Origin of the sequence: Pseudomonas flavocrustae, from assembly GCF_029872515.1 — a bacterium.
Lineage (GTDB): Bacteria > Pseudomonadota > Gammaproteobacteria > Pseudomonadales > Pseudomonadaceae > Chryseomonas > Chryseomonas aestiva.
The window spans coordinates 45173-68014 of record NZ_JAPDIQ010000010.1; the positions used below are offsets into that span (position 1 = coordinate 45173).

Sequence of the window (22842 nt, forward strand, 5' to 3'; positions counted from 1 at the left end):
GGGGAGAGGGGGTCGTCCGAATGCCTTGACGTAACTCGGGCTCTTGGGCTTCGACGATGAAGCCGTCTCAATTCAACCTGCCTCAGCCCTCGATCCCCATCCGCCGCCTGGCGCGATGGGAAGAGCCGTTGCGGACGGCCCAGCGCAGCACCGGGGCGGTGGCGCCGATACCGGTGCGAATCAGCTGCCGTTGCAGCGGACCCTGGTGGAAACCCAGTTCCGCGCTGGCCCAGCCGGGCAGCAGGTCGATGCCGGCCTGCATCATCAGGGCGCCGAAGGGCTTGGCCAGGGCGCTGGGCGCGGGCGCCTGCAGCAGCACCCGGCAGACCTCGCGGCTGCGTTCGTCGCAGACCAGTTGGGGGCGTATCGCCTGGTAGTAGGCGGCGATCTCCGCTCGCGAGCGGGGCACGTCGGTCGCGCCCAGGCGTTCGGCGACCAGGGCGATCTCGGCGTAGTAGCGATCCTGTTCGGCACCCGGCAGCTGAGGATCGAAATAGCGCAGATAGGCCGCGAGGAAATGGCTGACCTCGGCCACATGGACCCAGGTCAGCAGCGCCGGGTCTTCGGCGCTGTAGGGGCGACCGTCGGCGGCCTGGCCGCGGATATGCCGGTGGATGGCCTGGACCCGGGCGATCAGCCGCTCGGCATCGCCGCGGCTGCCGAAGGTGGTGGCGGCGATGAACTGGCCGGTGCGGCGCAGGCGGCCGAGCATGTCTTCGCGAAACTTCGAATGGTCCCAGACCCCGGCCAGGGCCAGCGGGTGCAGGGTCTGCATGAGCAGGGCGGCGATACCGCCGATCAGCATGCAGGTGAAGTCGCTGTGTACCCGCCAGGGGATGCTGTCAGGCCCGAACAGCCCCGGATCGCCCGGCGGCTGCTCGTAGTCGACTTCGCCCAGGGACAGTCCGGTGAGGCTCATCACCTGCCGCTCGATACGGTTGCGGATCAGTTCCATGGGCTAGCGCGACAGCAGGTAGAGGGCGGCGTACTGCAGCAGCATGATGGTCTTGCCATCCAGCAGCCGACCGTCACGGGCCATGGCCAGAGCCTCGTCGAAGGGCAATTCCAGCAGCTCTATGTCCTCGCCTTCCTCATGCAGGCCACCGCCGTCGGCGATGCGCTGGTCGGCGCGGTATTCAGCAGCAAAGAAGTGCAGCAACTCGGTCACCGAGCCGGGACTCATGAAGGCGTCGAACAGGTGCTGGACGTTGTCCAGGCGATAGCCGGTCTCTTCCTCGACTTCGGCCTTGATGCGCTCTTCCGGGGCGGCCGCATCGAGCAGGCCGGCGGGGGTCTCCACCAGCAGGCCATCGGCCAGGCCGTTGCCCAGGGTCGGCAGGCGGAACTGGCGGATCAGCAGCACGGTGCGCCGTTCGCGGTCATACAGCAAGATGGTGGCGCCATTGCCGCGGTCGTAGGTCTCGCGGGTCTGGCGTTGCCAGCTGCCGTCGCGGCGCAGGTAGTCGAAGGTGGTCTTTTTCAGCAGGCCCCAGTCGGCGGAAAGGGTCTCGACCTGCTGGATGCGAACGCGCGGGGTATCGGGCATGGGGGCTCGTCTGGACGGGAGGCGTCGGGCCACGGTAGCAGAAGCGGTGCCTTTTTAAGGCACGCGCCGCGACCCCGGGTTCCACCCCGCCGTGAGGACGGCTGATAGCCGACGTCTAGAACCAGCGGTCGTTCTTCTTGCGACCCCGCGTCATGGACGGCAGGATCAGGCCGGCCAGCAGGCCGGCGCCGGCGATGCTGCCGCCGTAGACCATGTACTGCATCAGCGCCTGCTTGTTCTCGTTGCCGAGCTTGGCCTGGGTGCTGCGCAATTCCGACTGGGCCTGGGTGAGCTGGGCGTCGAGATCCTTGCGGCGGCTCTCCAGTTCGTCGATCTGCTTCTTGCGCGAATCCAGGGTCTCCTGCATGCCCTGGACGCGATTCTTCCAGCTGTCGTCGATGGTCTTGAGCTGGCCGCTCAACTCGGCCACCTGCTGTTCCAGCTGCGGCAGGCGCTCGGCCTGGCCGGGCTTGGCCTGCAGGTCGGCATTGGGGATCCAGACGGTGCTGCCGCCTTCGCCGCGCACCTGGCTGTAGTCGCCCTGGGTGCTGATCAGCTCGACCTTCTGCCCGGACTTGAGGGTGCCGACGATGCGATAGCCATCGGTGGGACCACTGCGGACATAGGTGGTCAGGCTGTCGCTGACCCAGCGGGCAGTGCCTTCCTGGGCCACGGCGGTGCCGGCCAGGGAAGCGAGGGAGGCGGCCAGGCAGAGGCCGAGATGCGGGAGGCGGGACAGCAGGCGAGATGGGGACATGGGCATGATCGGGTCTTTATGCATGAGCTGAAAAGATGAAGGCCGTGGTGAACAAGCCGGATTATTGTGGGGCAGTACCCTAGCAAGCTGCCGCGCTCTATCCGCCAACCCGTAGCGCCCGCTGTTCGAGACGGTGAAGCAGTTCAAGCTTTGGCGGCGGAAAGCGACGGCCAGTGTCATCTTGCCGCCATGCGGCGGCAGGCGAAAGCTGCCAGGTCATTCAGGATCTTGCCGGCGGCGCTTCAGAGGCGCTGCAACAGATCCAGACTCAGGGCCGCGAGTGCGCCCAGGCCGGCGCAGCCGAAGGCCAGCGCCTTGCCCCACCAGTGTTTCCAGGCGATGGCGCCAGCCAGCATGCCCACCCCGCAGAGCAGCAGGCCGGACTTGAGATAGAAGTCGGACCAGGCGAGCAGCTGATCGATGAAGTCGAAGAGTTCTTGGAATTCCTGCGGCATGGGGCCTCCTGGCGCGCTGGCGCTATTGAGTCGCCGGGGCCCCGGTCGTTCCCTGGCAGTCCGCCGCCAGCAGCCGCTCGGCCGAACCCTGGTCGCCCGGCTGGCTGCCTGCGCGGCCGGCCAGCAGCAGGAACTGGCGGCTGGCGTCCCGGCTCGGCAGCGCCATCACCGCCAGCGACAGCCGTGGGTCCGGCAGCGGATAGGGCGGCTGGCTGGCCAGGGCCTGGAAGAAATCCGCGGCCAGCAACTGGGCTTCGCTCAGCCGCCGCGCCTGATAACGACTGCCCGCCAGCGCCATGGGCAGCGTGCGCCAGTGTTCGTCCAGCTCGGGCACCAGTGGCGAGAGCTGTTCGCGCACCTCGGGCCGCAGGCAGGCCAGGTGCACATGCAGCTGATCCTGGCTGCGCCCGCTGGGGGCATTGAGGGCCAGGGCGATCCGCTCGTCCGCCACCGGCGCCTGGCCCCAGGCGCCCAGGTACCAGCGCTGGCGCCAGGCCAGACCGAACCAGTTGGGTTGGCCGGGCTGCCAGAGCGCTGGACTCTCCAGCCCGCGCAGGGGCCGCAGCGGCACTAGGATGAAATGCTGTCGCTCACCTGGCGCGCGCAGCACGGCGAAGCCGGAGTCCTTGACCACCTGGCGACAGGGGGTGGCCAGGCCGGTGAGGCGGGCATTGGGTACGCAGAGCCCGGTCGTGACCTGGCGCAGCAGGTCGCGGCTGGCACAGCCCGTCAGCGCCACGCCCAGCATCAGCAGCCACGGCAGGCGCCGCCACGACGAGCGGATGCTGGGCGGCAGCGAACAACTGCGCGAACTGCGCTTCCAATGGCTATCAGGGCAATGCAGCGGGAGATCAGCCATGGCCAATGGTTGGGCCGGAGACGGCGCGGTTCAGGAACAGATCGACAGCACGGTGGACGATGCGGTGCAACGCGCCCGCAGCCGTCTGCACCGAGGCGCGAGCCTCACCCATTGTGAGGAGTGCGGCGACGCCATCCCCGAGGCGCGCCGCCAGGCGGTCCCGGGTGTGCACCTGTGCATCCGCTGCCAGTCCGAGCAGGACGCCGAAGACCAGCGCGCCGGCGGCTACAACCGGCGGGCGAGCAAGGACAGTCAGTTGCGCTAGGGGTGGATGGGGCAGTGGCATGGTGCGGCGACCTGGACAGGGCTGGACGTCTCGCAGGATCGAGGCTGCTAAGGGTTTGTACCATGCGGGCCTCACTCCAGCAGCTGGCATGTGACGTGCCAGCTGCTGGAGTGAGGCCGCCAGCAGGAATCAGTCGGGATGCACCGCATAGCCTCGCAGTCGGTTACCGTCAGGATCGCGTACGACGAAGCTGCGGCCGAACGGCAGGTTGGTTGGCGGTAAAAGCGCTTCGGCGCCCTGCATGCGCCAGCGATCGTACAGCTCATCCACCGCCGGCATGCTGGCCACCTTGAAGCCCAATTCACCCGTCGCGCTTCCCGCGCCAACCGCAGGAACCACGGCTTCCCTTGTCCACAAGCCCAGGGCGAGACCGGACGGAAGCACGAAGAGGGCGAAACCAGGGCCGTCCTCGACCGGGGTGAGGCCAAGCAATTCGGCGTAGAAATTCCGGCTGGTACGGACATCGGCAACATAGAACATCAGACTGGTGCTGTAGTGCATGGCGCATCTCCTCTGTGGTGATGCCGCCCAGTCTAAGGAACCCCACTGCCAGTTTCTGTCAGCATTCAGGCAGGCATGGAACCCTGGCGTTTCATCTGCCTTCGCCAATCTCTGAGCAGGCTCTGACGGCGCTGTGGATAGCGTTCTTCGCAGGCCTTTGCCGAGACGATGCGATCGGCGCGAAAGCTACGGAAGTCTTTACGCAACTCACACCAGCCGAGCAGCACCCGTGCGGCGTCGAAGTAGGCCAGCGCGAAGGGCCAGATGGTGCGCTGGGATTCGCTGTCAGTGGCATCGCGATAAACCAGGGTGAGCTTGGTTTCCTGGCGTATGGCTTGACGCAGGATCGCCGGATCGACCTGGTTGCGGGGTGTTTCCCGACTCGGTCCGATGAGCAGGGTGGTCATGGCCAATTCGTTTTGCAGCTCGCTCGGCAGGACCGCGGAGATCCGTGCCAGGGCATTGCTGGCGGCCGCTGCCAGGCTGCCATCGGTGCGTTCGGCTACCCAGCGCGAGCCGAGGACAAGGGCTTCAAGTTCTTCGGGGGTGAACATCAGCGGTGGCAGCAGAAAACCTGGCTTGAGGATATAGCCGACGCCCGGTTCACCCTCGATCGCCGCACCCAGCGCCTGCAGGCTGGCGATGTCGCGGTACAGAGTGCGTAGACTGACTCCCGTTTCTGCGGCCAAGGCGCGGCCACTCACGGCGCGGCGGTGCCTGCGCAAGGCCTGGAGCAGATCGAACAGCCGTTCTGAGCGTGACATCCGCGCAGTTTAATCTGGGAGCAGGTGATGCTCTAGCCGTGGCCAGGCGCGTTTAGGCTTCTTGATAGGGCAGGTCGGCTATAGAAAGTTACCGGGCTGACGCAAAAGCTCGTTGGCCATCTCTCTGAGGCGCGCGATCTCGATCCTTTGCGTCTGTTGCTCCTCTGGCCCAAGGTCTCGCTCGCCATATTCGCGGCTCAGATAGAGGATGGCATCGTTGCCATCCGGGTCGTCGCTGTAACTGGAGTGGGCTGCGATTTCGTTCAGCAGTGCGTGCGAAATCGGCGCAATGTGCACGTGCAGGGAGAAGCCTGCGGAAAAGCCCAGCTTGTAGAAGACCACCCTGTAGGGTGCATAACAGCGCTGCAGAAGTTTCTCGGCGAACCCCAGTTGCTGACCTAATTCGGCCAGACTAGGCGCGTCGAGTGTGTTGAAGTCGCTCACGGCTTGTTGACTGCTCAGGGTCAGAAGACCGGGATACCGAGAGTCCCACCGATAACCCAGGCGCCAGTGGACTGTCTCGACTATCAGGGTCGCCTCGTGTGTATCCGGCCTTGCAGTCATCGGTACCGCTCTACCTTGGAGAAGGGGACAGTCTACTCAGCTGCGACGCGCGCGGCCGTCCATTGCGCCTGGCTCAGCCGAAACAGCCGATGCGGTCGAAGCGGATGGCTTGGTGGCAGACGCGGATGTTCGAAGTGACCGGCGTCGGCCATCGCCAGCCGGCGCATCACGGCCAGTGACGGCTGATTGGCTGCCGCGGTAAAGGCGACCACTTCGTCGAGTCCGAGAGTGTCGAAGGCGTGGGCCAGGGCCAACTGGGCACCGCGGCTGGCGTAGCCCTTGCCCCAATAGAGGCGATCCAGCCGCCAGCCGATCTCGACCGCAGGTGCAAAAGGAAGATCGGATGACACCGGGCTGATGCCGAGCAAGCCGAGCAGGGCGCCGTCGGTACGGCGCTCCAGCGCCCAGAACCCCCAGCCGCGCTCGGCAATGCCCTGCCGGCAACGCTGGAGCAGCGCATCACTGGCCGCCCGGTCCAGGCAAGCAGGAAAATGCCGCATCACCTCGGGATCGGCATTCAGCCTGGCGAACGCGGCGCCATCCTCCGCTCGCCACTGGCGCAGCCCCAGGTCGACGTCGGCCGGCATCAGGACGCAGCCGGGATCTGCAGGCCGCGTTGCACCGCCGGGCGGGCGAGGAAGGCGTCGAGGGCGCGACGGACCTTGGGAAAGTCCTGGAAGCCGATCAGGTCGGCCACCTGGTAGACCTCCAGCAGGGCGCGGATCCAGGGGAAGGTGGCGATGTCGACGAGGCTGTAGTCCTCGCCCAGGATCCAGGCGCGGCCCCCGAGCTGACCTTCCAGCACGCCGAGCAGGCGCCGGGCCTCGGTCACGTAGCGGTCGCGGGGGCGCTTGTCTTCGATGTCCTTGCCGGCGAACTTGGTGAAGAAGCCGAGCTGGCCGAACATGGGGCCGATGCCTCCCATCTGGAACATCAGCCACTGGATGGCCTGGTAGCGTTGCGCCGGCGCCTCGGGCAGCAGGCGTCCGGTCTTTTCCGCGAGGTAGAGCAGGATGGCGCCGGACTCGAACAGCCCCAGGGGTTTGCCACCGGGGCCGTCGGGGTCGAGGAGGGCGGGGATCTTGTTGTTGGGGCTCAGGGAGAGGAATTCCGCAGTGTGCTGGTCGTCCTGGCCGAAGTCGATGCGATGCACCTCGTAGGGCAGGCCGAGCTCTTCCAGCAGGATGGCCACCTTGACGCCATTGGGCGTGGGCAGCGAATAGAGTTGCAGGCGCTCGGGATGCCGGGCGGGCCAGCGGTGGGTGATGGAGAAGCGCGACAGATCGGCCATTGTGGACTCCGGAAGGAGGGCGGTTCTGGGTGAGACCGGCCAGCGCGGCCCGGGTTGCCGGGTCTTCAGCGAAGCGGAACTTCGCGCGATGCCTACCCCTCCATCTGAGACGCATCCGCCTTCAGCCCCGCACCGAGGATTTCCCATGCTTCCCCACAGTCAGCAGGGCAGCGGCTCGCCCACCTTCGTGCTCATGCACTTTCTCGGCGGCTCGCACCGCACCTGGTTTCCCACCACGCCCTACCTGGATGGCGAACACCGTTGCGTGGCGCTCAATACGCCCGGTTTCGGCGATGCCGCCGCGGTCGAGGGCTACAGCGTCGCCGAGATGGCCGACCAGGTGGATGCCAGCATTCGCGCCCTGGGCCTGGAGCGTTGCATCCTGGTGGGCCACTCGATGACCGGCAAGGTGGCCGTGGTGCTGGCGGCGCGGCGACCGGAGTATCTGCTCGGGCTGATCCTGGTGGCGCCTTCGCCGCCCGGGCCGCAGCCCATGAGCGAGGCGGATCGCGATGCCCAGCGCGCCTATGGCAAGAGCCGGGCGGAGGCCGAGGCCTTTGTCGACGACTCCAGCGCCCATCGCCTGCCCGATGCCATCCGCGAGGTGGTGATCGCCGATGCCCAGCGGCTGAATCTGCAGGCCTGGCGGGCCTGGGTCGATCAAGGCAGTCGCGAGGACTGGAGCGACCGCATCGAGACCCTGGACTATCCGGTGCTGCTGGTCTGCGGCGCCGATGACCAGCAGGTGCCGGGTCCGGACGAACAGCGCCGCACCACCCTGGCGGCCTTCCCCAACAGCCGGCTGGAGGTCATTCCCGGTGCCGGTCACCTGATGCCGCTGCAGACGCCCCAGGCCCTGGCGCGGCTGATGCTCGACTTCGCCCGGGAGCTCTGACCGGTGGATTCGCTGACCCAGGCCGTGCTCGGCGCTACCGTCCAGACCGCACTGCTGGGTCGCTGGCAGGGTCGGCGCGCGATCCTCTATGGCGCCGCCCTGGCCACCCTGCCGGATCTCGATGTGGTCATCGACTACGGCGATGCCGTCAAGGAGATGACCTACCACCGTGGCTTCAGCCATTCGCTGTTCGTGCTGACCGGACTGGCCCTGCTGCTGACCTCGATCTGCAGTCGCTGGCGCGATCCGGGTTACAGCCAGGCACGCCTGTTCCTGACGCTCTGGCTGGTGCTCATTACTCATCCCTTGCTGGATGCCTTCACCACCTATGGCACCCAGCTGTTCTGGCCGCTGCCGACCACCCCGATAGCCTGGTCCAGCGTCTTCATCATCGATCCGCTCTATACCCTGCCGTTGCTGGTGGCGGTACTCGCTGGCCTGGTGATTGGCGCCCGGGGCCGAACCCCTCGGCTGGCCATGGTGGCCCTGCTGCTCTCCACGGCCTATCTGGGTTGGACCCTGGTGGCCAAATATTCCGCCGAGCGCCAGGTACGCCAGGCGCTGGCGGCCCAGGGGCAGGCGGATGCACGCCTGTTCAGCGCGCCGCTGCCCTTCACCAGTCTGCTCTGGCGGGTCATGGTGGATGACGGACCCGAACGCTACCGGGAAACCTGGGTGGGGCTGTTCGACGACCGCCCGCCCACCTTGGTCCCGCTGCCACGCGGGGGCGAACTGGCGCCGATCGTCGCCGACTCGCCGGCCGAACAGCGGCTGCGCTGGTTCACCGACGACTGGCTGCGCTATGACCGCCTGGGCGACGACCTGGTGGTGACCGATCTGCGCCTTGGCGCCACCGGCTACCACAGTTTCCGTTTCGCCCTGGCTCAGCGCGAGGCCAGCGGTTGGCGACTGGTCGCCGAACCCTCGCTGTGGCCGCGCGAGCGCGGCGGTCGCGAACAGCTGGCGGTGGTCTGGCGCAGACTCTGGCACCCGGAGTCGCCGGCACCGGTGGCGGACTGGGCGGCGCGGCTGTCGCGCCTGCCGGACTGACGCCAGGCCTCCAGCAGCAGCCGCCACCAGGGGCGCTGGGCCTCGTGCAGGGCGGTATGGCGATCCAGGCCGATATCGGCCAGTTCCCGGTCGGTAAGGTCCGGCAGGATGCGGCGGGTGGTCAGCTGGCGCTGGAACAGCAGCCAGCAGCCGCTGGCGCGGGTCTGATCGTGAAGGCTGGGGTCTCTGGGCATGGCGTCTCTCCTGGGCTGTCTCCATGCTCCGCCGCCTCTACGGTCAGGGGCAGACCCAGGTCGATGGGTTGTCCGCCATACAGCCGCCTTACAGCGGTCAGCTGTATGGTGCAGGGCGTGGCCATCTGTATGGCGCGCGTTTCCTGTCTACGCCGCTATAGTCCGAGCATGAATCGCTATCAGCTGCTGGCCGATGCCCTCGGCCGTCGTATCGAACAGGGTCTCTATCGACCGGGCGAACGCCTGCCGTCGGTGCGCGTCCTGGCCCAGGAGCACGGGGTCAGTCTGGCCACGGTGCAGCAGGCCTATCGGCTGCTGGAAGATCGCGGGCTGGTGGAGCCACGGCCCAAGTCCGGCTATTTCGTCCGCCTGGAAAGACGCGTCATCGAGTTGCCGCGGGTGACCCGTCCGGCGCGCTGGCCGGTGGAGGTGTCCGGGTGGGAGCCGGTGCGCGAGCTGATGACCAGCACTCCGGATTCGGTACGGGTGCAACTCGGCCGCGGCCTGCCGGATACCGAGGCGCCGACCCTGGCCCCCTTGCTGGCCGGCATGGCGCGCCTGGCGCGGCGGCCGGGCAATGCCGGGCTGTCCTACGACAGCATCCAGGGCGTAGTGGCCTTGCGCGAACAGGTGGCCCGGCTGCAGCTGGATGCCGGCTGCGTGCTCACCGCCGATGACATCGTCATCACCAGCGGTGCCCACGAGGCCCTGGCCACGGCCTTGCGCGCCACCTGCCAGGAGGGCGACATCGTCGCGGTGGATTCGCCGACCTTTCACGGGGTGATGCAGACCCTCAAGGGTCAGGGCCTCAAGGCACTGGAGATCCCTACCGATCCGCGCACCGGCATCAGCCTGCCGGCGCTGGAACTGGCCCTGGAGCAATGGCCGGTACGGGCCATCCAGCTCACCCCCAGTTGCAACAATCCCCTGGGCTACTGCATGCCCGAGGCCAACAAGCGCCAGCTGGTGGCCCTGGCGCGCAAGCACGACCTGGCGGTGATCGAAGACGATGTCTATGGCGATCTGCTCTATGGCTATCCGCGGGCGCGAGCGCTCAAGGCCTTCGACGAAGACGATCGGGTAATCCTCTGCAGTTCCTTTTCCAAGACCCTGGCACCCGGTCTCCGGGTTGGCTGGGTGGCGCCCGGGCGCTATGCCGAGCGAATCCTGCACCTCAAGTACATAGGCACCGGCTGTACCGCTCCCCAGCCGCAGCTGGCCATCGCCGAATTCATCGCCGCCGGTCACTACACCGTGCACGTCCGGCGCATGCGCGCCCAGTACCAGCGCAATCGCGACCTCATGAGTGCCTGGGTGCAGCGCTACTTTCCCGCCGGAACCCGGGTCAGCCAGCCCCAGGGCAGCTTCCTGCTGTGGGTGGAGTTGCCCGAGGCCTGCGACAGCCATCGACTCAATCGCGAACTGCTCGCCCAGAGCGTGCAGATCGCCTGCGGCAGCATCTTTTCTGCCTCGGGCAAGTACCGTAACTGCCTGCGCCTGAACTATGCCCAGGCCCAGCGTCCGGGGATCGAGGAGGGCGTGCGGCGCGTGGGCGAGGCCGCCTGCCGCCTGCTCGACGAAGCGCTGCCGCGGTCGCTGGCCCTGCCGGTCTAGCCGAGTTCGGCGATCTCGCTGCAATTGCGCCCGCGATGCTTGGCGCGGTAGAGGGCGGCATCGGCCTGGGCCAGCAGGCGGACCGGGACGCCTTCCGCCAGCCGCGGCGTCACCGCCACGCCGAAGCTGGCGGTGACCGGCAGCGCCTCGGTCGGGCCGACGGCGAAGGGCGCCTCGGCGATGCCGCAGCGCAGGCGCTCGGCCAGTGCCAGGGCGTCGGTCGGCTGGGCTACATCGGCGAGCACGGCGAATTCCTCGCCACCGATCCGGGCGATGCGATCACCGGGACGCAGCAGCTCGCGGCAGCGCTGCGCCAGTTGCTGCAGCAGCAGATCACCGGCGGCGTGCCCGTAGGTGTCGTTGATGCGCTTGAAGTGATCGATATCGAAGGCGATCGCCGCCAGCTGCCCGGCGGTGCGGGTCACCCCCTGCGCCAGCTCGCGTTCGAAGGCGCGTCGATTGGCCAGGCCGGTCAGGTAGTCGGTCTCCGCGCGGACCCCCAGTTCGGCGATCAGGGCATCACGCTCCTCACGCAGCCGGTCGGCCTGCAGTAACTCGTCCTCCAGCTGGGCGAAGGCGGCGAACAGGCTGCGCGGGTCATCTTCGGCCACCGTCCCGAGCGGTCGGGCGCGCCGGCTGAGGCTGAGCAGTCGCTGGGTATTGGCCAGCAGCGGCGTCAGCAGGCGCTGCTTGAGCAACAGTAGACCGGTACCCAGCGCCAGCAGGATGCCCACCGCCGCGGCGATGGTCAGCCACAGCCGCAGCTGGGCCTCGCGTGCCAGGGCATCGGCTTCGTCACGGGCCAGACTCAGCATCTCGTCGCGCAACTCCAGGATGCTGACCATGGTCGGGACATAGCCCTGGGCGAAGCTGGCCGCAGTGGGTGCCGTGCCGGTCGCCAGGGCGGCGAGGGTCTGGTGGTACCAGTCCAGGCCTTCGCCCAGGTAGCGCTCCTGCACCTGCACGAAGCGGTCGTGCTCGGGACGGCCGGGGGCCAGGTTGAGGTTGCTGCGCAGGAGATCCATCAGCTGGTTGATGCGGCCCTGGGTCTGCAGCAACTGGACCTGTTCCGCGCCGCTGGGCAGGCGCTGCGCCTGCAGCGCGGGGGTCAGCAGCGAGCCCAGCCGTCCGGCGGTGTCGCGCAGGCGGGCGGCCAGCTTGGCATTGACCAGGTAGATGGCCACGGCCGGGCTGCGCTGGATGAGGTCGTGCAGGGTGAGGTCGGCGGTGATGAAGTTGCTGTCGAGGGCGCGGAACATGCCCTGGACCAGGGTGGCGATGTCCTGGGACGGGGGATCGTCCGGCGTCCCCCGGAGGCGCTGGTCGACCCGGGCACGGGCCTGCAGCAGCGTCTGATAGCCGTTTGCCGCCTGCTCGGCGGTCACGCTGCATTGCCGGCAGCCCTGCAACAGCACCTGTAGCCGGGCGAAGCGCTGATCGCTCAGGGCCCGGGCGCGCGCCAGCTCATGGCTATCGCCGCCGCGACCGCCGAGCAGGGCATTGGTCGGGCCACGCTCGGCGGAGACGGCCTCCACCAGCCGCAGCGCCTCCTCGTAGACCGGCAACTGGTCACGGGTCAGGCCCATGCTCATCGAGTTCTCCTGGGCCTGCTGGACGAGCAGGGCCATGCCGCAGGCGGTGGCGAGCGAGGTCACCACCAGCAAGGCATTAATCAGTCGATTGAGATGAGCGGTCAGCAGAAAACGGCCAGACATCAGGCGACACCGAAGCGAGCATGCCCAGGAGGCGAGCCGATTCCGGACAGCGGAGGATTCAGGCTCTCAAGGTGCGCCGATGTTAAAAGGTCTAGCTTTCAAAACGTATACAGCTGGGGCCGGGCGGATTGGTTATTGCGCCAACGGTCATGCCGACAGCACGAGTGGCAGGGCGGCCACGAAACCTCGTCAGGCAGACGGGGTATCGCCCACCCTCTACACTGGCCATTTCGCGAGGTCCTGCCATGCCACCCTGTATCTATCTCGCCGGTCCCGAAGTCTTCCGGCCCGATGCCGTCGCCCAGGGCGACGCGCTCAAGGCGCTGTGCGCCCGTCATGGCTGCACGGGGCTGTTTCCGCTGGACAACGCCCTTCCCCCGAGGCTGACCGAACCAGGGGAGCAGGCGGCCTGGATCTATCGGGCGAATCTGGCGCTGATCGAGCAGGCGGATGGCGTCCTGGCCAGCCTGGATTTCTTTCGCGGCGCCGAGCCTGACAGCGGCACCTGTTTCGAGGTGGGCTATGCGGTAGCGCTGGGCAAGCCGGTGGTGGGCTATGTCCCGGAGGCGGGCAGCCTGGCCGAGCGGATTCGCGCGCGACATCCCGAGTGGGTAGGCGTGGGGCTGCTGGACCGTGACGGCTGGACGCTGGAGGAATTCGGCCTGCCGCTGAACCTGATGCTGGCGGTACCGGCCAGCATCGTCGTCGGTGGGCCGGAGGTGGCCCTGGCGGTATTGCGCGAGCGGCTCGGCTAGCGAGTCAGGTGGGTACGACCCTCACCCCGGCCCTCTCCCAGGGGAGAGGGGGTGGTTAGCGGTCAGTCCAGTGGAAAAGGCTGCGCCGTTTTCCACGCTACGGGGCCTCGACCCAGGCAGATCGGCGGTCTGAACGGAATCAGCCGCGCGCCAGGGCCGCCAGTTCGTCCAGTCCGCTGTTGCCGTCGGCATAGGCCGCGCGGAAGCTGTCGCGCTGCTGCCAGCGCGCCCAGAAGGCCGCCAGGTGCTCGAAGCGCTCGTCCAGCGGCGTCTGGTTGGTGGGGAACTTGGAGAAGGCGATGGCGGTGCACAGGGTGATGTCGGCAAAGGTCGGCGCCGCGCCGCCCAGCAGCCACTCGCGACCATCCGCCAGGTGCCGATCCACCAGCGCCGCGTGCATCAGGGCTTCCTTGCGGCAATGCTCGCCCCACTGCGGATTGTGGGTCAGCTCCAGCTTGTGGCCGAGGCCTTCGTGCTGCACATGGAACATGGTCACGATGCGATAGAGCACATGGATGAAGATGCGGTCATTCCACATGGCGTCCTGGCCCTGCTCCAGCGGCGTTTCGCCCATTACCTTGCGGCCGGGATAGCTGTTGTCCAGATAGCGGGCGATGGCCGCGCTCTCGGCCAGGTAGCCGCCGTCGGCGAGTTCCAGGGTCGGCGTCTCGCCCCAGGGATTGCGCTTGAGATGCTGCCACTGGCGTTGCTCGCCTTCGGGCGCCATCTTCAGGATGACCTCCTCGAATTGGTCGGCGATGCCCTTTTCCTGGATGAACAGCCGCAGCCGTTGCGGGTTGGGAAAGGCAGATGGCGAGGTGAAGAGACGTAGCTTGGCCATGGAGGACTCCGGAAGGGACAGTGACGAAGCATGTGACTGCGGGCAGTCGTGCCGCGTTCGTACGAGGTGACCAAGGATGCCGGGCCAGGGCCGGGGCGAACAGCCAAGCCGCTGTATGCCCTCCATGCAGAGAGTCGATTGGTCAGGCGGGCGTTCAGCTCACGAGGCTGGCGACGATCCGTTCGCGCAGCCAGGCATGGGCTGGATCGCGGTGCAGGCGTTCGGGCCAGAGCAGCAGCATGTCGAAGCCCAGGATGGCCAGGGGGGCGGCTGGACCTGGAGACCGGGATGGTTCAGGGCGATCTGGGCGGGCAGCAGGGCCACCAGATCGCTGACCAGGAGGACACTGGCCAGGGTGGCGAAGTGGGGCACCGACAGCACCACCCGCCGTTCGCGGCCCTGTTCCGCCAGCAACCGGTCAGTGACGCTGGCGAAGCCGCCACCGCTCGGCGAAACCAGCGCCTGATCCAGTTGGCAGAAGGTTTCCAGGGACACAGGTTGCTGCAGCGCCGGATGGCCGCGCCGGCCCGCCAGCAGATAGTGTTCGGTGAACAGCAGCCGCTGACGCAGACCCGCTGCGGCGGTATCGGCCACGTCCAGCGCCAGGTCCAGGCGATCCCCCTCCAGTTGCTCGGCGAGCAACGCCGGCTTCTTGTCCAGCAGCGCCAGGCGGATGCCGGGCGCCTGCTGGCGCAGGTCAGCCAGCAGCGGGGTGAGCAGGGTGGTGGCACTGTGGTCGCTGGCGGCGATGCGCCAGGTTCGCTCGGCGCGAGCCGGTTCGAAGGGGGCGGCCGGTGCCAAGGCCTCGTCCAGGGCTGCCAGCGCCTGGCGCAAGGGTTCACGCAGCGCCGCCGCGCGCGCCGTGGGTCGCATGCCGCGCGGCCCAGGTAGCAGCAGGGGATCGTCCAGCAGCTGGCGCAGCCGACCCAGCTGCAGGCTGACGGTGGGCTGCGCCAGATTCAGGCGGCGCGCGGCGCGGGTGACGTTGAGTTCCACCAGGAGGGCGTCGAGAGTCACCAGCAGATTGAGATCGAGGCGGCGCAAGCTATTGTGCATGGCAATGGCCACTGTTTCGGTAATTCATTTCCAGCATAACTCCGCCGTCACCTAGCCTGGCCTCCTTTCCCTCGAGAGGTACGTGCCATGAAGGTCCTGCTGGTCTACGCCCATCCCGAACCCCGATCGCTCAACGGTGCGCTGCGCGATTTCGCCGTGGCCCATCTGCAGGCGGCCGGCCATGAGGTCCGGGTCTCCGATCTCTATGCCCTGCACTGGAAGGCCACCCTGGATGCTGCGGACGCGCCACACCTGGCGCCTGGGGCACGCTTCGATGCGGTCCTGGATTCGCAGCAGGCCTATGCCGCCGGCCAGCAACCGGCGGATATCGCCGCCGAGCAGGCCAAGTTGCTGTGGGCCGATGTGCTGATCCTGCAATTTCCGCTGTGGTGGTTTTCCTTGCCGGCCATCCTCAAGGGCTGGGTGGAACGCGTCTATGCCTGCGGCTTCGCCTATGGCGTCGGCGAGCACAGCGACACTCACTGGGGTGACCGCTATGGCGAAGGCACCCTGGCCGACAAGCGCGCCATGCTGGTGGTGACCTGTGGCGGCTGGGCGTCGCATTACAGCGAGCGCGGCATCAATGGCGCGCTGGATGACATCCTCTTTCCCATCCAGCACGGCATCCTCTTCTATCCCGGCTTCAGCGTGCTACCGCCGTTTCCGGTCTATCGCACGAGCAAGCTGGACGCCGCCGGCTTCGAGCGACTGTGCCAGGCCTATGGGGCACGGCTGGATGGACTGGCCACGGACACGCCCCTGGCGTTCCGGCGGCAGAATGGTGGGGATTACGAGATTCCGGCACTTACCCTGAAGCCCGAGCTGGCGCCGGGGCGGACCGATCTGGGGATTCATCTGCGGGAGAAGTGAGGGCTGGCGCGGCCATGGTTTCCATGGCTCGGGGCCCAACGGCGGGGCTGGGCCTTGGGTGGTGTTGGGCTTCGCTGGCGCTCAACCCAACCTACGAAGCGTCCCTCACCCCAGCCCTCTCCCAGGGGGAGAGGGGGCGGTTACATGCGGTGTATGGACTGCAGTGAAGTTGACCTTATCAGTGGAAAACGCTCTGCGGTTTTCCACGCTACGTAGCGAGTCTACCGGGTTGAGCCGTAGGTTGGGTTGAGCGCAGCGAAGCCCAACGGTGCCCAGGATTGAACATCCTCGTTGGGCTTCGACGATGGAGCCGTCTCAACCCAACCTACGTGACTACGACGCTTCAGTGGAAAAGGCTGCGCGGTTTTCCACGCTACAGGCTGTAGGGTGGACGACGGCGCAGCCTCGTCCACGCGAATCATTCAAGGCAAGTCGCCTCAGTTGGCTCTCTTGCTGTCTACCTGATCCAGGCGGCCGCCGCGGAAGGTAAGGAAATGCAGCATGCCGTTCCAGGGACCGTAGGCCCATTCCTCGACGAATTCCACCTGGCGATAGCCATAGCCGTCGGTGACCTGGCGTTCGCCCAGGGGCGTGACGCTCAGCGGCTCGCCGCACTTGCCGCGAACCTCGTGGGTGGTGGAGCCGGTGGAGACCAGGGCGCTGCCGCAACGCAGCGACGCGGCCTGGCTGGTGCCGGTGGCGAGCAGGAGCAGCAACAGCAGGGGGCGCAGATTCATTGGCGCTGGAACTCGATGCGGGTGAGGCGATTGGCTTCGAAGGTGAGGATGTAGTTGGCGCCGTTCTTCGGGCCGTACACCCATTCCTCGATCACCGCCTCGCGGCGTTCGTTGCGGCCCAGTTCGTAGCCCACCAGGTCGCGGTGGGCGGGTTCGCCGCATTTCTGCAGCACTTCGAAGGCGCGATCGCCCCGGCTGACCAGGGCGTTGCCGCACCTCATGGAATCGGCGGCGGCGCCGGTGGCGACCAGCAGGGTGAGGGCGGCGAGCAGGCAACGCATGGGGGTCTCCTGACCGGTCAGAGCACCCCGAGCTGCAACTGCGCGGCCGTGGGCGATTCACCGGATTGGGCTTGAGTGCTGACGTCCAGCAGATAGACCCGCTGGGCATCCAGTTTCGCCGTGTCCACCAGATAGGTCTTGATGGCGCCCGCGCGCTGCTGGGCCAGGCTGCGCAGTAGGCCGTCGTTGCCACTCCAGGCTTCGAGCACCGCCTGGCGCAGGCGCGCCGTGCGGGTGGCATCGTCAAGACTATCCCATTCCTGCGGGGGTTGCGCCTGCAGTCGCAGGCGGTACAGGCCTTCCAGCAGGGGCGCGCGCATGGCGGCGGGTACCTGCAACTGGCTGGGATCGGCCGGGACCTTGTCGCCGCGACGCTGCAGCAGGTTGAAGTACTGGGTCTGGAAGTCCTTTTCCAGCTGGCTGGCGGCCAGGGCGCGACCATCGCTGGCGGCGCCGGCATGGCCCCTGACCTCCACCGTCAGCTGCGGCCGCTGGCGCAGGGCCGCGGCCAGTTTGTCCAGCTCGCCGCGGGCCTGGGCCGAGAGCGTGGTGCTGCCGGCGGCGAAGTCGATGGCGCTGAGATCCGCCTCGTGCCCGCCGACCAGTCCCGCCAGCATGCGGAAGGGCGCCTGGACGGCGCGGCTGAGCACATTGCGCAGGGTCTGCCAGACCACCGGCATGACGCTGAAGTTGGGATCAGCGAGATTGCCCGCCACCGGCAGGCGCAGGTCGATGCGACCGTGGCTGTCCTTGAGCAGGGCCACCGCCAGGCGCACCGGCAGGTCCACGGCGTCCTTGCTGTCCACCCGCTCGCCCAGTTCCAGCTGGTCGAGCACCACGTGGTTCTGCGCCTGCAGCCTGCCGTCGTCGATGCGGTATTGCAGGTCCAGGTCGAGGCGCCCCTTGCGCACCGCATAGCCGGCGAACTTGCCGGTATAGGGCGACAGGGTGGTGAGTTCGACCTGGCGGAAATAGGCGGTCACGTCCAGTTGCTGCAGGGGATCGAGAGGGTCGAGGCGGCCCTTGATCTCCACCGGGGCGAAGCGATCGACCTTGCCGGCGAGATGGATGTCGGCCGGCTTGGAGGCGGCGGTGTCCAGGGTGCCGATGCCGCCTTCCAGCGACTGGATATTGGTGGCGAAACCAGGTTTGAGGCTGTTGTCGGCGAAGTCGGCGCTGCCATCCTTGATGGATACTCCGCCAATGCGGATCTGCAGCGGTGGCGAGCTGTCCTTCGACGCGGTTTTCGGCTGGGGGACCAGCAGGGCGCTGAAGTTGTTGCTGAGGTCTTCGTTGATCACCAGGGTGCCATAGGGCTTTTCCAGGTCGATCTTGTCGATGACCAGCTGTTTGCCAAGGGTGAAGGCGATGCCTTGCAGGTCCAGCAACTGCCAGCGCATGAAGTCCTGCTGGTGCAGGGTGTCGAGCACATGCACCTGGGTGACCTGGGCCGCGCCGCTGACGGTCAGCCCCAGCGGCTCGCCCGGGGCCAGGGCTACCTTGAGCCGGCTGGCCAACTGGCCGCTGCGGATCTCCAGGCGCACATAGGGGCTGAGATAGGGCTGGGCCTGACGCAGGTTGAGTTCGTCGATGCCGACGTCGAAGCTGCCCTGCAGGGGCGTCAGCGCCAGCTGGCCGCTGGCGGTGATGCGACCGCGATCACCGAGGGTGGTCTTGAGCTCCAGGCCGAAGGGCTTGCTGCTGGCGGTGTCGAAGCCTTTCACCGCCAGGTCCAGGCCGCTGAAATAGAGACTGGCCGGCTCCTGGGGCACGCGGTCCACCAGGTGCAGCTGGTTGTCGCTGAGCTGGGCGTCGTCGAGCTTCACGCGCCACTCCGGGCCACTGCTGGGGGCATCGCTGGTGGGGAAGAGCTGCTGCCAGTCGAGCGTGCCGTCCTGTTCGCGATTGCCCCAGGCATCCAGGCCGTTGCCGCGCAGGCGGGCGATGCTGACTTCGCGCTTCTGCAGATCCAGACCGATACCCTCGGCGGCCAGGCGCTTGAAGCTGGCCTTGGGTTCGGCATTCACTGCCTGCACGGCCACGTCGTCCAGCGCCAGGCGGCCTTGGCTGAGTTGCAGTTGCAGGGTCTTGCTCAGGTCCAGGCGGTAGTGGGCGCTGGCTTCCAGGCGCCCCTTGCCCAGCGCCAGCGGCAACTGGTTGCGCACATAGGGCCACCAGGGCGCGAGGCTGACGCCCTTGAGGGTCAGGTCGCCTTCGCTGCGCAGCGGCAGGAGATCCAGGCTGCCCTTCCAGGTGAGCTGGCCGCCCTGGGCGGTGGTGGCGGTCATTGCCAGTTGGCCCGGGGTGTCGCCGCTGCGGGTACGGAAATCCTGCAGGGTGGCGTCCAGGGGGGTGAAGGTGGCCTCCACCGGCTGGGCGCCCTGGGCATCGAGGAAATGCAGCCGGCCACCGACCAGGGCAATGCGCTCGATGTGCACCGGGAAGGGCTGGCCCGGCTCCGCCTCCGCCGGGGTCGGCGCGGCGGTGGCGGTGGGGTCGCTGCGCCAGAGCTGGGCCAGATTGACCTGGCCACCCTTGGCGATGCGCAGATCGACCTGGGGCTGGTCGAGGCGCACCTCGGTCAGGTGCAGGGTCCGTCGCCAGAGGCTGTCCCACTGCACATCGGCCGAGAAGCCTTCGGCCGCCACCACGGGGTGCTCCGCCGGACCGACCAGCAGCTTTTCGGCGTGCAACTGCAGGGTGAAGGGGTTGAAGCTCAGGGCTTGCAGGCTGGCCGGCTGGGTGAGGCGCTCGGCCAGCGTCTGGTTGAGGTAGTGCAGGGCGAGGCGCGGTCCGGCCAGGAATCCGAGCAGACTGTAGAGGGCCAAGAGCGCGAGCAGCACGAGGCTCGCTTTCACAATTCTGGGCATGCAGGCATCTAGGACGGCGAAGGTGCCCGGATTATGGCACGGCACCTTCGCCAACGAGGGCGTTGGCCGTCCCAAAAGCACTGCTGGCTATGCGAGTCATCAGGGCCACGACTACAGGAGCGGCTGCAGGATCGCTCACAGTTTCGCCAACCCGGACGAGCGGAGCGGGCGCACGACCGATCGGTGGTCAGGTGGACGGGAAGGCTTCTGGTAGAGGCGTCGAGGCCTGTGCCGAAGGCTCTAACACGGCACTTTGCCATGATCCGCCCGTCGCTCCGGATTAAGTTTGACTTAAGGACCGCCGACTAGTCTCGCGAACAGGTTGCATTCTCAGGGAGGGGGACACGGCGACGGGCTCAGCGGCTCGCGGCGTGACGACAGGACGGCCAGGGCAACCGCGAATCGAGAAGCCGCGCCGCCGGGAGTCGCAGATGTCCAGTCCGATCCAGCTCCATTCCATCCAGAAGAAGATCCAGTTCCTGCGCACCACCTTCAGCTACGTCGGCTGGTCGCTGTTCGGTCTGCTGCTGTGGGACGTGGCGGTGACGGTGGACGCCATGCTGTTCGTCGACGAGCGCTTCGACCTGCCGCTCACGCCCCTGACCCTGCTGTGCTCGGCGCTGGTGGTGCTGATCAGCTTTCGCAACAGCAGCGCCTATGCCCGCTGGTGGGAGGCGCGGACCCTGTGGGGCGCCATGGTCAACAGCTCGCGCAGCTTCGGCCGCCAGGTGCTGACCCTGATCGACGACCAGGGCAGGGCGCAGAACCGGGTCAAGGCCGTGCTGCTGCGTCGGCACATGGGCTATCTGCATGCCCTGCGCGCCCAGCTCAAGCGCCAGGACCCGGCCGCGGCGGCCGCGCCCTATCTGGCCCGCCACGAATTGGCGTTGGCCGACGGCAGCCTCAACTTCGCCAACGACATCCTTGCCGGCACTGCCGAGCTGATCGCCAGCGAATACCGCCAGGGCCGGCTGGACAGCATCCGCCTGGCGCGGCTGGAAGAGACCCTGGTGGACATGTCCAACTGGCAGGGTGGCATGGAGCGCATCGCCAATACCCCCTTGCCCTATCCCTACGTCTGCTTTCCGCAGCTGTTCAGCTTTCTGTTCTGCATCGCCATGCCGCTGGGCCTGGTCTCGACCCTCGGCTGGTTCACCCCGCTGGTGTCGACCGTGGTCGGCTTCATGCTGCTGGCGCTGGAGCGCATCGGCAGCGATCTGCAGGCGCCCTTCGCCGACAGCCAGCACCAGATCACCATGGACAAGCTGTGCGCCACCATCGAGGCCAACCTCTTGTCGATGCTGCGGCCGCGCAGCGAAGAGGGCAGTGCGGTGGCGCTGGCCCAGCCCGAGGTCGACGCCGTGCCAAGCCGACGGGTGGCCTGATCGGCGGCGTTACCCAGGAGGCGTCGGGTCGCCAGGCTGCAAAACGTGCGGAAAGTCCCGCGCCAGAGGCATTTCTTTCCTGAGGGCACGGCACTAGCGCCGCTTCGCTCCGGTCACATTTTGCAATCTCCCCTGGCAGCGGTGGTTGGCTGGGGCCCAGCGGGTCATGCCGTGGGTCGCTGGCGGGCCGGGGCGAGAGGTGCCGTGGGGCCTGCGTCCCGCGACCTATATCTCGCTACGGATGCCCGCTCATGTCCGAAACCCGTTCCCCGACCGCCGGGGCCAGCGCCGAACCCTCTCGCCGCGCGCGCCACGCCCTGGATGCCCTGAACTTCACCCTGGCCGACGTCCGCGACGGCCTGGGGCCCTATCTCGCCATCTACCTGATCGCCGTGCGCGGTCCGGGGGAGGGCTGGAACGAGGCCACCGCCGGTTTCATCATGACCCTGGCCGGCATCGCCGGGCTGATCGCCCAGACCCCGGCCGGCGCCCTGATCGACCGTACCCGCCACAAGCGCCTCATGGTCGGCGTCGCCGCCCTGGTGGTGACCGTCTGCAGCGTGCTGCTGCCCTTCGTCTCCAACTTCTATGTGGTGGCGGCCACCCAGTCGCTGGCCCATGCCGCGGCGGCCATCTTCGCCCCGGCGCTGGCGGCCATCACCCTGGGTATCGTCGGGCCCAAGGCCTTCACCCGGCACATCGGCCGCAACGAAGGCTTCAACCACGCCGGCAACGCCGTCTCGGCGGCGCTGGCCGGTGGCCTGGCCTATTTCTTCGGCCCCACCGTGGTGTTCTGGCTGATGGCGCTGCTGGCGGCGGCCTCCATCGTCGCCATCGTCCGGGTGCCCCAGGACGAGATCGACGATGACCTGGCCCAGGGGCTGGGTGACGAAGTCGGTGCCCGCGACGCCAAGCCGGTGTCGGCCTGGCAGGCGCTGCTGGCCAATCGCAAGTTGCAACTGCTGGCGCTGCTGGCCGCGATCTTCCACCTGGCCAATGCCGCCATGCTGACCTCGGTCGGCCAGCAGCTGACCCATATCGTCGGCAAGGACAGCGCCACCTCGCTGGTGGCCGTCTGCATCGTCGCCGCCCAGTGCGTGATGGTGCCGGTGGCCATCCTGGTGGGGCGCAAGGCCGACGTCTTCGGGCGCAAGCCGATCTTTCTCTTCGCCTTCGCCGTGCTGGCGATCCGTGGCGTGCTCTACACCTTTTCCGACAGCCCCTACTACCTGGTGGCGGTGCAACTGCTCGACGGCATTGGCGCCGGGGTCTATGGCGCCCTGATGCCGGTGATCGTCGCCGACCTGACCCGCGGCAGCGGACGCTTCAACGTCAGCCAGGGCGCCATCGCCACCGCCCAGGGACTGGGCGCGGCGATCAGTGCCACCATCGCCGGGATCATCATCGTCCGCTTCGGCTACGCGGCGGCCTTCACCACCCTGGCGGCCATCGCCGCGGTAGGCTTCGTGCTCTATCTGCTGCTGATGCCGGAGACCCGCGACGAGCACGTCGCCGGGGACGCGGCGCGGTCGAGCGGCTCGGTGGTGGGAGGCTGA

23 protein-coding genes and 2 pseudogenes are annotated in these 22842 nt (G+C 67.6%); 8 read left to right on the forward strand and 17 right to left on the reverse strand.

Annotated features, from left to right (window positions below):
• Window positions 1-82: 82 nt before the first annotated feature.
• The 5 genes from OMP44_RS20020 to OMP44_RS20040 all read right to left on the reverse strand — a co-directional run bounded on the left by OMP44_RS20020 (window position 83) and on the right by OMP44_RS20040 (window position 3617).
• Window positions 83-955 carry an oxygenase MpaB family protein gene (locus OMP44_RS20020; RefSeq protein ID WP_280310729.1) on the reverse strand — a complete coding sequence of 291 codons (873 nt, stop codon included), beginning with the start codon at window positions 953-955 and terminating at the stop codon, window positions 83-85.
• A 3-nt stretch (window positions 956-958) separates the two neighbouring features.
• Complete coding sequence (locus tag OMP44_RS20025; protein ID WP_133863251.1) at window positions 959-1546, reverse strand: NUDIX domain-containing protein; 588 nt, start codon at window positions 1544-1546, stop codon at window positions 959-961.
• 115 nt (window positions 1547-1661) lie between these two features.
• Window positions 1662-2309: a TIGR04211 family SH3 domain-containing protein gene (locus tag OMP44_RS20030; protein WP_133863252.1), complete on the reverse strand. Its 648-nt coding sequence runs from the start codon at window positions 2307-2309 to the stop codon at window positions 1662-1664.
• A 236-nt stretch (window positions 2310-2545) separates the two neighbouring features.
• Window positions 2546-2758 carry a hypothetical protein gene (locus OMP44_RS20035; RefSeq protein WP_133863253.1) on the reverse strand — a complete coding sequence of 71 codons (213 nt, stop codon included), beginning with the start codon at window positions 2756-2758 and terminating at the stop codon, window positions 2546-2548.
• 22 nt (window positions 2759-2780) lie between these two features.
• Window positions 2781-3617 carry a CDP-diacylglycerol diphosphatase gene (locus OMP44_RS20040; RefSeq protein ID WP_280310731.1) on the reverse strand — a complete coding sequence of 279 codons (837 nt, stop codon included), beginning with the start codon at window positions 3615-3617 and terminating at the stop codon, window positions 2781-2783.
• Between OMP44_RS20040 and OMP44_RS20045 the strand changes: the two genes are divergently transcribed.
• On the forward strand, window positions 3616-3882 hold the full coding sequence (locus OMP44_RS20045) for a DksA/TraR family C4-type zinc finger protein (protein ID WP_017642690.1): 267 nt from the start codon (window positions 3616-3618) through the stop codon (window positions 3880-3882). The two genes, OMP44_RS20040 and OMP44_RS20045, sit on opposite strands and share 2 nt — an antisense overlap.
• Window positions 3883-4032: 150 nt before the next feature.
• Here OMP44_RS20045 and OMP44_RS20050 read toward each other — a convergent pair whose 3' ends face one another.
• The 5 genes from OMP44_RS20050 to OMP44_RS20070 form a co-directional block, all read right to left on the reverse strand.
• The gene (locus OMP44_RS20050) at window positions 4033-4404 is read right to left on the reverse strand and encodes a VOC family protein (RefSeq protein ID WP_187981093.1); all 372 of its coding nucleotides are present in this window, start codon (window positions 4402-4404) and stop codon (window positions 4033-4035) included.
• 65 nt (window positions 4405-4469) lie between these two features.
• Window positions 4470-5168 carry a helix-turn-helix transcriptional regulator gene (locus OMP44_RS20055; protein WP_273862470.1) on the reverse strand — a complete coding sequence of 233 codons (699 nt, stop codon included), beginning with the start codon at window positions 5166-5168 and terminating at the stop codon, window positions 4470-4472.
• A gap of 78 nt (window positions 5169-5246) precedes the next feature.
• Window positions 5247-5612: a hypothetical protein gene (locus OMP44_RS20060; RefSeq protein WP_252977265.1), complete on the reverse strand. Its 366-nt coding sequence runs from the start codon at window positions 5610-5612 to the stop codon at window positions 5247-5249.
• A 152-nt stretch (window positions 5613-5764) separates the two neighbouring features.
• Window positions 5765-6319: a GNAT family N-acetyltransferase gene (locus OMP44_RS20065; RefSeq protein ID WP_280310735.1), complete on the reverse strand. Its 555-nt coding sequence runs from the start codon at window positions 6317-6319 to the stop codon at window positions 5765-5767.
• The gene (locus OMP44_RS20070) at window positions 6319-7023 is read right to left on the reverse strand and encodes a glutathione S-transferase N-terminal domain-containing protein (RefSeq protein ID WP_280310737.1); all 705 of its coding nucleotides are present in this window, start codon (window positions 7021-7023) and stop codon (window positions 6319-6321) included. Before OMP44_RS20070 ends, OMP44_RS20065 begins: the two co-directional genes overlap by 1 nt.
• Window positions 7024-7168: 145 nt before the next feature.
• On the opposite strand from OMP44_RS20070, the gene OMP44_RS20075 reads away from it, so the two are divergent.
• Window positions 7169-7918, forward strand: coding sequence for an alpha/beta fold hydrolase (locus OMP44_RS20075; RefSeq protein WP_280310738.1), 750 nt, complete (start codon window positions 7169-7171; stop codon window positions 7916-7918).
• Window positions 7919-7921: 3 nt separating this feature from the next.
• Complete coding sequence (locus OMP44_RS20080; RefSeq protein WP_280310741.1) at window positions 7922-8968, forward strand: metal-dependent hydrolase; 1047 nt, start codon at window positions 7922-7924, stop codon at window positions 8966-8968.
• 86 nt (window positions 8969-9054) lie between these two features.
• On the opposite strand, the pseudogene OMP44_RS25150 reads toward OMP44_RS20080, so the two are convergent.
• Window positions 9055-9162, reverse strand: a pseudogene (locus OMP44_RS25150) (hypothetical protein); the annotation flags it as partial.
• 168 nt (window positions 9163-9330) lie between these two features.
• Here OMP44_RS25150 and OMP44_RS20090 point away from each other — a divergent pair.
• Window positions 9331-10776, forward strand: coding sequence for an aminotransferase-like domain-containing protein (locus OMP44_RS20090; protein ID WP_280310743.1), 1446 nt, complete (start codon window positions 9331-9333; stop codon window positions 10774-10776).
• Here OMP44_RS20090 and OMP44_RS20095 read toward each other — a convergent pair.
• Window positions 10773-12491 carry a GGDEF domain-containing protein gene (locus OMP44_RS20095; RefSeq protein ID WP_280310745.1) on the reverse strand — a complete coding sequence of 573 codons (1719 nt, stop codon included), beginning with the start codon at window positions 12489-12491 and terminating at the stop codon, window positions 10773-10775. The two genes, OMP44_RS20090 and OMP44_RS20095, sit on opposite strands and share 4 nt — an antisense overlap.
• A 245-nt stretch (window positions 12492-12736) precedes the next feature.
• Here OMP44_RS20095 and OMP44_RS20100 point away from each other — a divergent pair, with 245 nt between their 5' ends.
• Entirely contained in the window at window positions 12737-13246 is a 510-nt protein-coding gene (locus OMP44_RS20100; protein ID WP_273862476.1) for a nucleoside 2-deoxyribosyltransferase, read from the forward strand.
• Between the two features lie 139 nt (window positions 13247-13385).
• Here OMP44_RS20100 and OMP44_RS20105 read toward each other — a convergent pair whose 3' ends face one another.
• Window positions 13386-14087, reverse strand: coding sequence for a glutathione S-transferase family protein (locus OMP44_RS20105; protein WP_273862477.1), 702 nt, complete (start codon window positions 14085-14087; stop codon window positions 13386-13388).
• Window positions 14088-14241: 154 nt separating this feature from the next.
• Window positions 14242-15143: pseudogene (locus OMP44_RS20110) on the reverse strand (LysR family transcriptional regulator).
• An 87-nt stretch (window positions 15144-15230) separates the two neighbouring features.
• Here OMP44_RS20110 and OMP44_RS20115 point away from each other — a divergent pair.
• Window positions 15231-16013 carry an NAD(P)H-dependent oxidoreductase gene (locus OMP44_RS20115; RefSeq protein ID WP_273862478.1) on the forward strand — a complete coding sequence of 261 codons (783 nt, stop codon included), beginning with the start codon at window positions 15231-15233 and terminating at the stop codon, window positions 16011-16013.
• Window positions 16014-16450: 437 nt separating this feature from the next.
• Here OMP44_RS20115 and OMP44_RS20120 read toward each other — a convergent pair whose 3' ends face one another.
• The 3 genes from OMP44_RS20120 to OMP44_RS20130 are packed head-to-tail and all read right to left on the reverse strand — an operon-like array spanning window position 16451 to window position 19901.
• On the reverse strand, window positions 16451-16750 hold the full coding sequence (locus OMP44_RS20120) for a DUF2845 domain-containing protein (RefSeq protein WP_133862216.1): 300 nt from the start codon (window positions 16748-16750) through the stop codon (window positions 16451-16453).
• Window positions 16747-17031, reverse strand: coding sequence for a DUF2845 domain-containing protein (locus tag OMP44_RS20125; protein WP_133862215.1), 285 nt, complete (start codon window positions 17029-17031; stop codon window positions 16747-16749). Before OMP44_RS20125 ends, OMP44_RS20120 begins: the two co-directional genes overlap by 4 nt.
• Window positions 17032-17048: 17 nt before the next feature.
• Window positions 17049-19901, reverse strand: coding sequence for a DUF748 domain-containing protein (locus tag OMP44_RS20130; protein ID WP_488803456.1), 2853 nt, complete (start codon window positions 19899-19901; stop codon window positions 17049-17051).
• A gap of 431 nt (window positions 19902-20332) precedes the next feature.
• On the opposite strand from OMP44_RS20130, the gene OMP44_RS20135 reads away from it, so the two are divergent.
• Window positions 20333-21286, forward strand: a complete 954-nt coding sequence (locus OMP44_RS20135; protein ID WP_280310752.1) for a bestrophin family protein — start codon at window positions 20333-20335, stop codon at window positions 21284-21286.
• 251 nt (window positions 21287-21537) lie between these two features.
• A complete protein-coding gene (locus OMP44_RS20140; RefSeq protein WP_187981103.1) occupies window positions 21538-22842 on the forward strand; it encodes an MFS transporter in 1305 nt (434 codons plus the stop codon).

Coding starts and splice junctions, on each gene's coding strand:
- OMP44_RS20020 (WP_280310729.1), bottom strand. CDS start 955: ATGGAACTGATCCGCAACCGTATCGAGCGGCAGGTGATGAGCCTCACC.
- OMP44_RS20025 (WP_133863251.1), bottom strand. CDS start 1,546: ATGCCCGATACCCCGCGCGTTCGCATCCAGCAGGTCGAGACCCTTTCC.
- OMP44_RS20030 (WP_133863252.1), bottom strand. CDS start 2,309: ATGCCCATGTCCCCATCTCGCCTGCTGTCCCGCCTCCCGCATCTCGGC.
- OMP44_RS20035 (WP_133863253.1), bottom strand. CDS start 2,758: ATGCCGCAGGAATTCCAAGAACTCTTCGACTTCATCGATCAGCTGCTC.
- OMP44_RS20045 (WP_017642690.1), top strand. CDS start 3,616: ATGGCCAATGGTTGGGCCGGAGACGGCGCGGTTCAGGAACAGATCGAC.
- OMP44_RS20040 (WP_280310731.1), bottom strand. CDS start 3,617: ATGGCTGATCTCCCGCTGCATTGCCCTGATAGCCATTGGAAGCGCAGT.
- OMP44_RS20050 (WP_187981093.1), bottom strand. CDS start 4,404: ATGCACTACAGCACCAGTCTGATGTTCTATGTTGCCGATGTCCGTACC.
- OMP44_RS20055 (WP_273862470.1), bottom strand. CDS start 5,168: ATGTCACGCTCAGAACGGCTGTTCGATCTGCTCCAGGCCTTGCGCAGG.
- OMP44_RS20065 (WP_280310735.1), bottom strand. CDS start 6,319: ATGCCGGCCGACGTCGACCTGGGGCTGCGCCAGTGGCGAGCGGAGGAT.
- OMP44_RS20070 (WP_280310737.1), bottom strand. CDS start 7,023: ATGGCCGATCTGTCGCGCTTCTCCATCACCCACCGCTGGCCCGCCCGG.
- OMP44_RS20075 (WP_280310738.1), top strand. CDS start 7,169: ATGCTTCCCCACAGTCAGCAGGGCAGCGGCTCGCCCACCTTCGTGCTC.
- OMP44_RS20090 (WP_280310743.1), top strand. CDS start 9,331: ATGAATCGCTATCAGCTGCTGGCCGATGCCCTCGGCCGTCGTATCGAA.
- OMP44_RS20095 (WP_280310745.1), bottom strand. CDS start 12,491: ATGTCTGGCCGTTTTCTGCTGACCGCTCATCTCAATCGACTGATTAAT.
- OMP44_RS20100 (WP_273862476.1), top strand. CDS start 12,737: ATGCCACCCTGTATCTATCTCGCCGGTCCCGAAGTCTTCCGGCCCGAT.
- OMP44_RS20105 (WP_273862477.1), bottom strand. CDS start 14,087: ATGGCCAAGCTACGTCTCTTCACCTCGCCATCTGCCTTTCCCAACCCG.
- OMP44_RS20115 (WP_273862478.1), top strand. CDS start 15,231: ATGAAGGTCCTGCTGGTCTACGCCCATCCCGAACCCCGATCGCTCAAC.
- OMP44_RS20120 (WP_133862216.1), bottom strand. CDS start 16,750: ATGAATCTGCGCCCCCTGCTGTTGCTGCTCCTGCTCGCCACCGGCACC.
- OMP44_RS20125 (WP_133862215.1), bottom strand. CDS start 17,031: ATGCGTTGCCTGCTCGCCGCCCTCACCCTGCTGGTCGCCACCGGCGCC.
- OMP44_RS20130 (WP_488803456.1), bottom strand. CDS start 19,901: ATGCCCAGAATTGTGAAAGCGAGCCTCGTGCTGCTCGCGCTCTTGGCC.
- OMP44_RS20135 (WP_280310752.1), top strand. CDS start 20,333: ATGTCCAGTCCGATCCAGCTCCATTCCATCCAGAAGAAGATCCAGTTC.
- OMP44_RS20140 (WP_187981103.1), top strand. CDS start 21,538: ATGTCCGAAACCCGTTCCCCGACCGCCGGGGCCAGCGCCGAACCCTCT.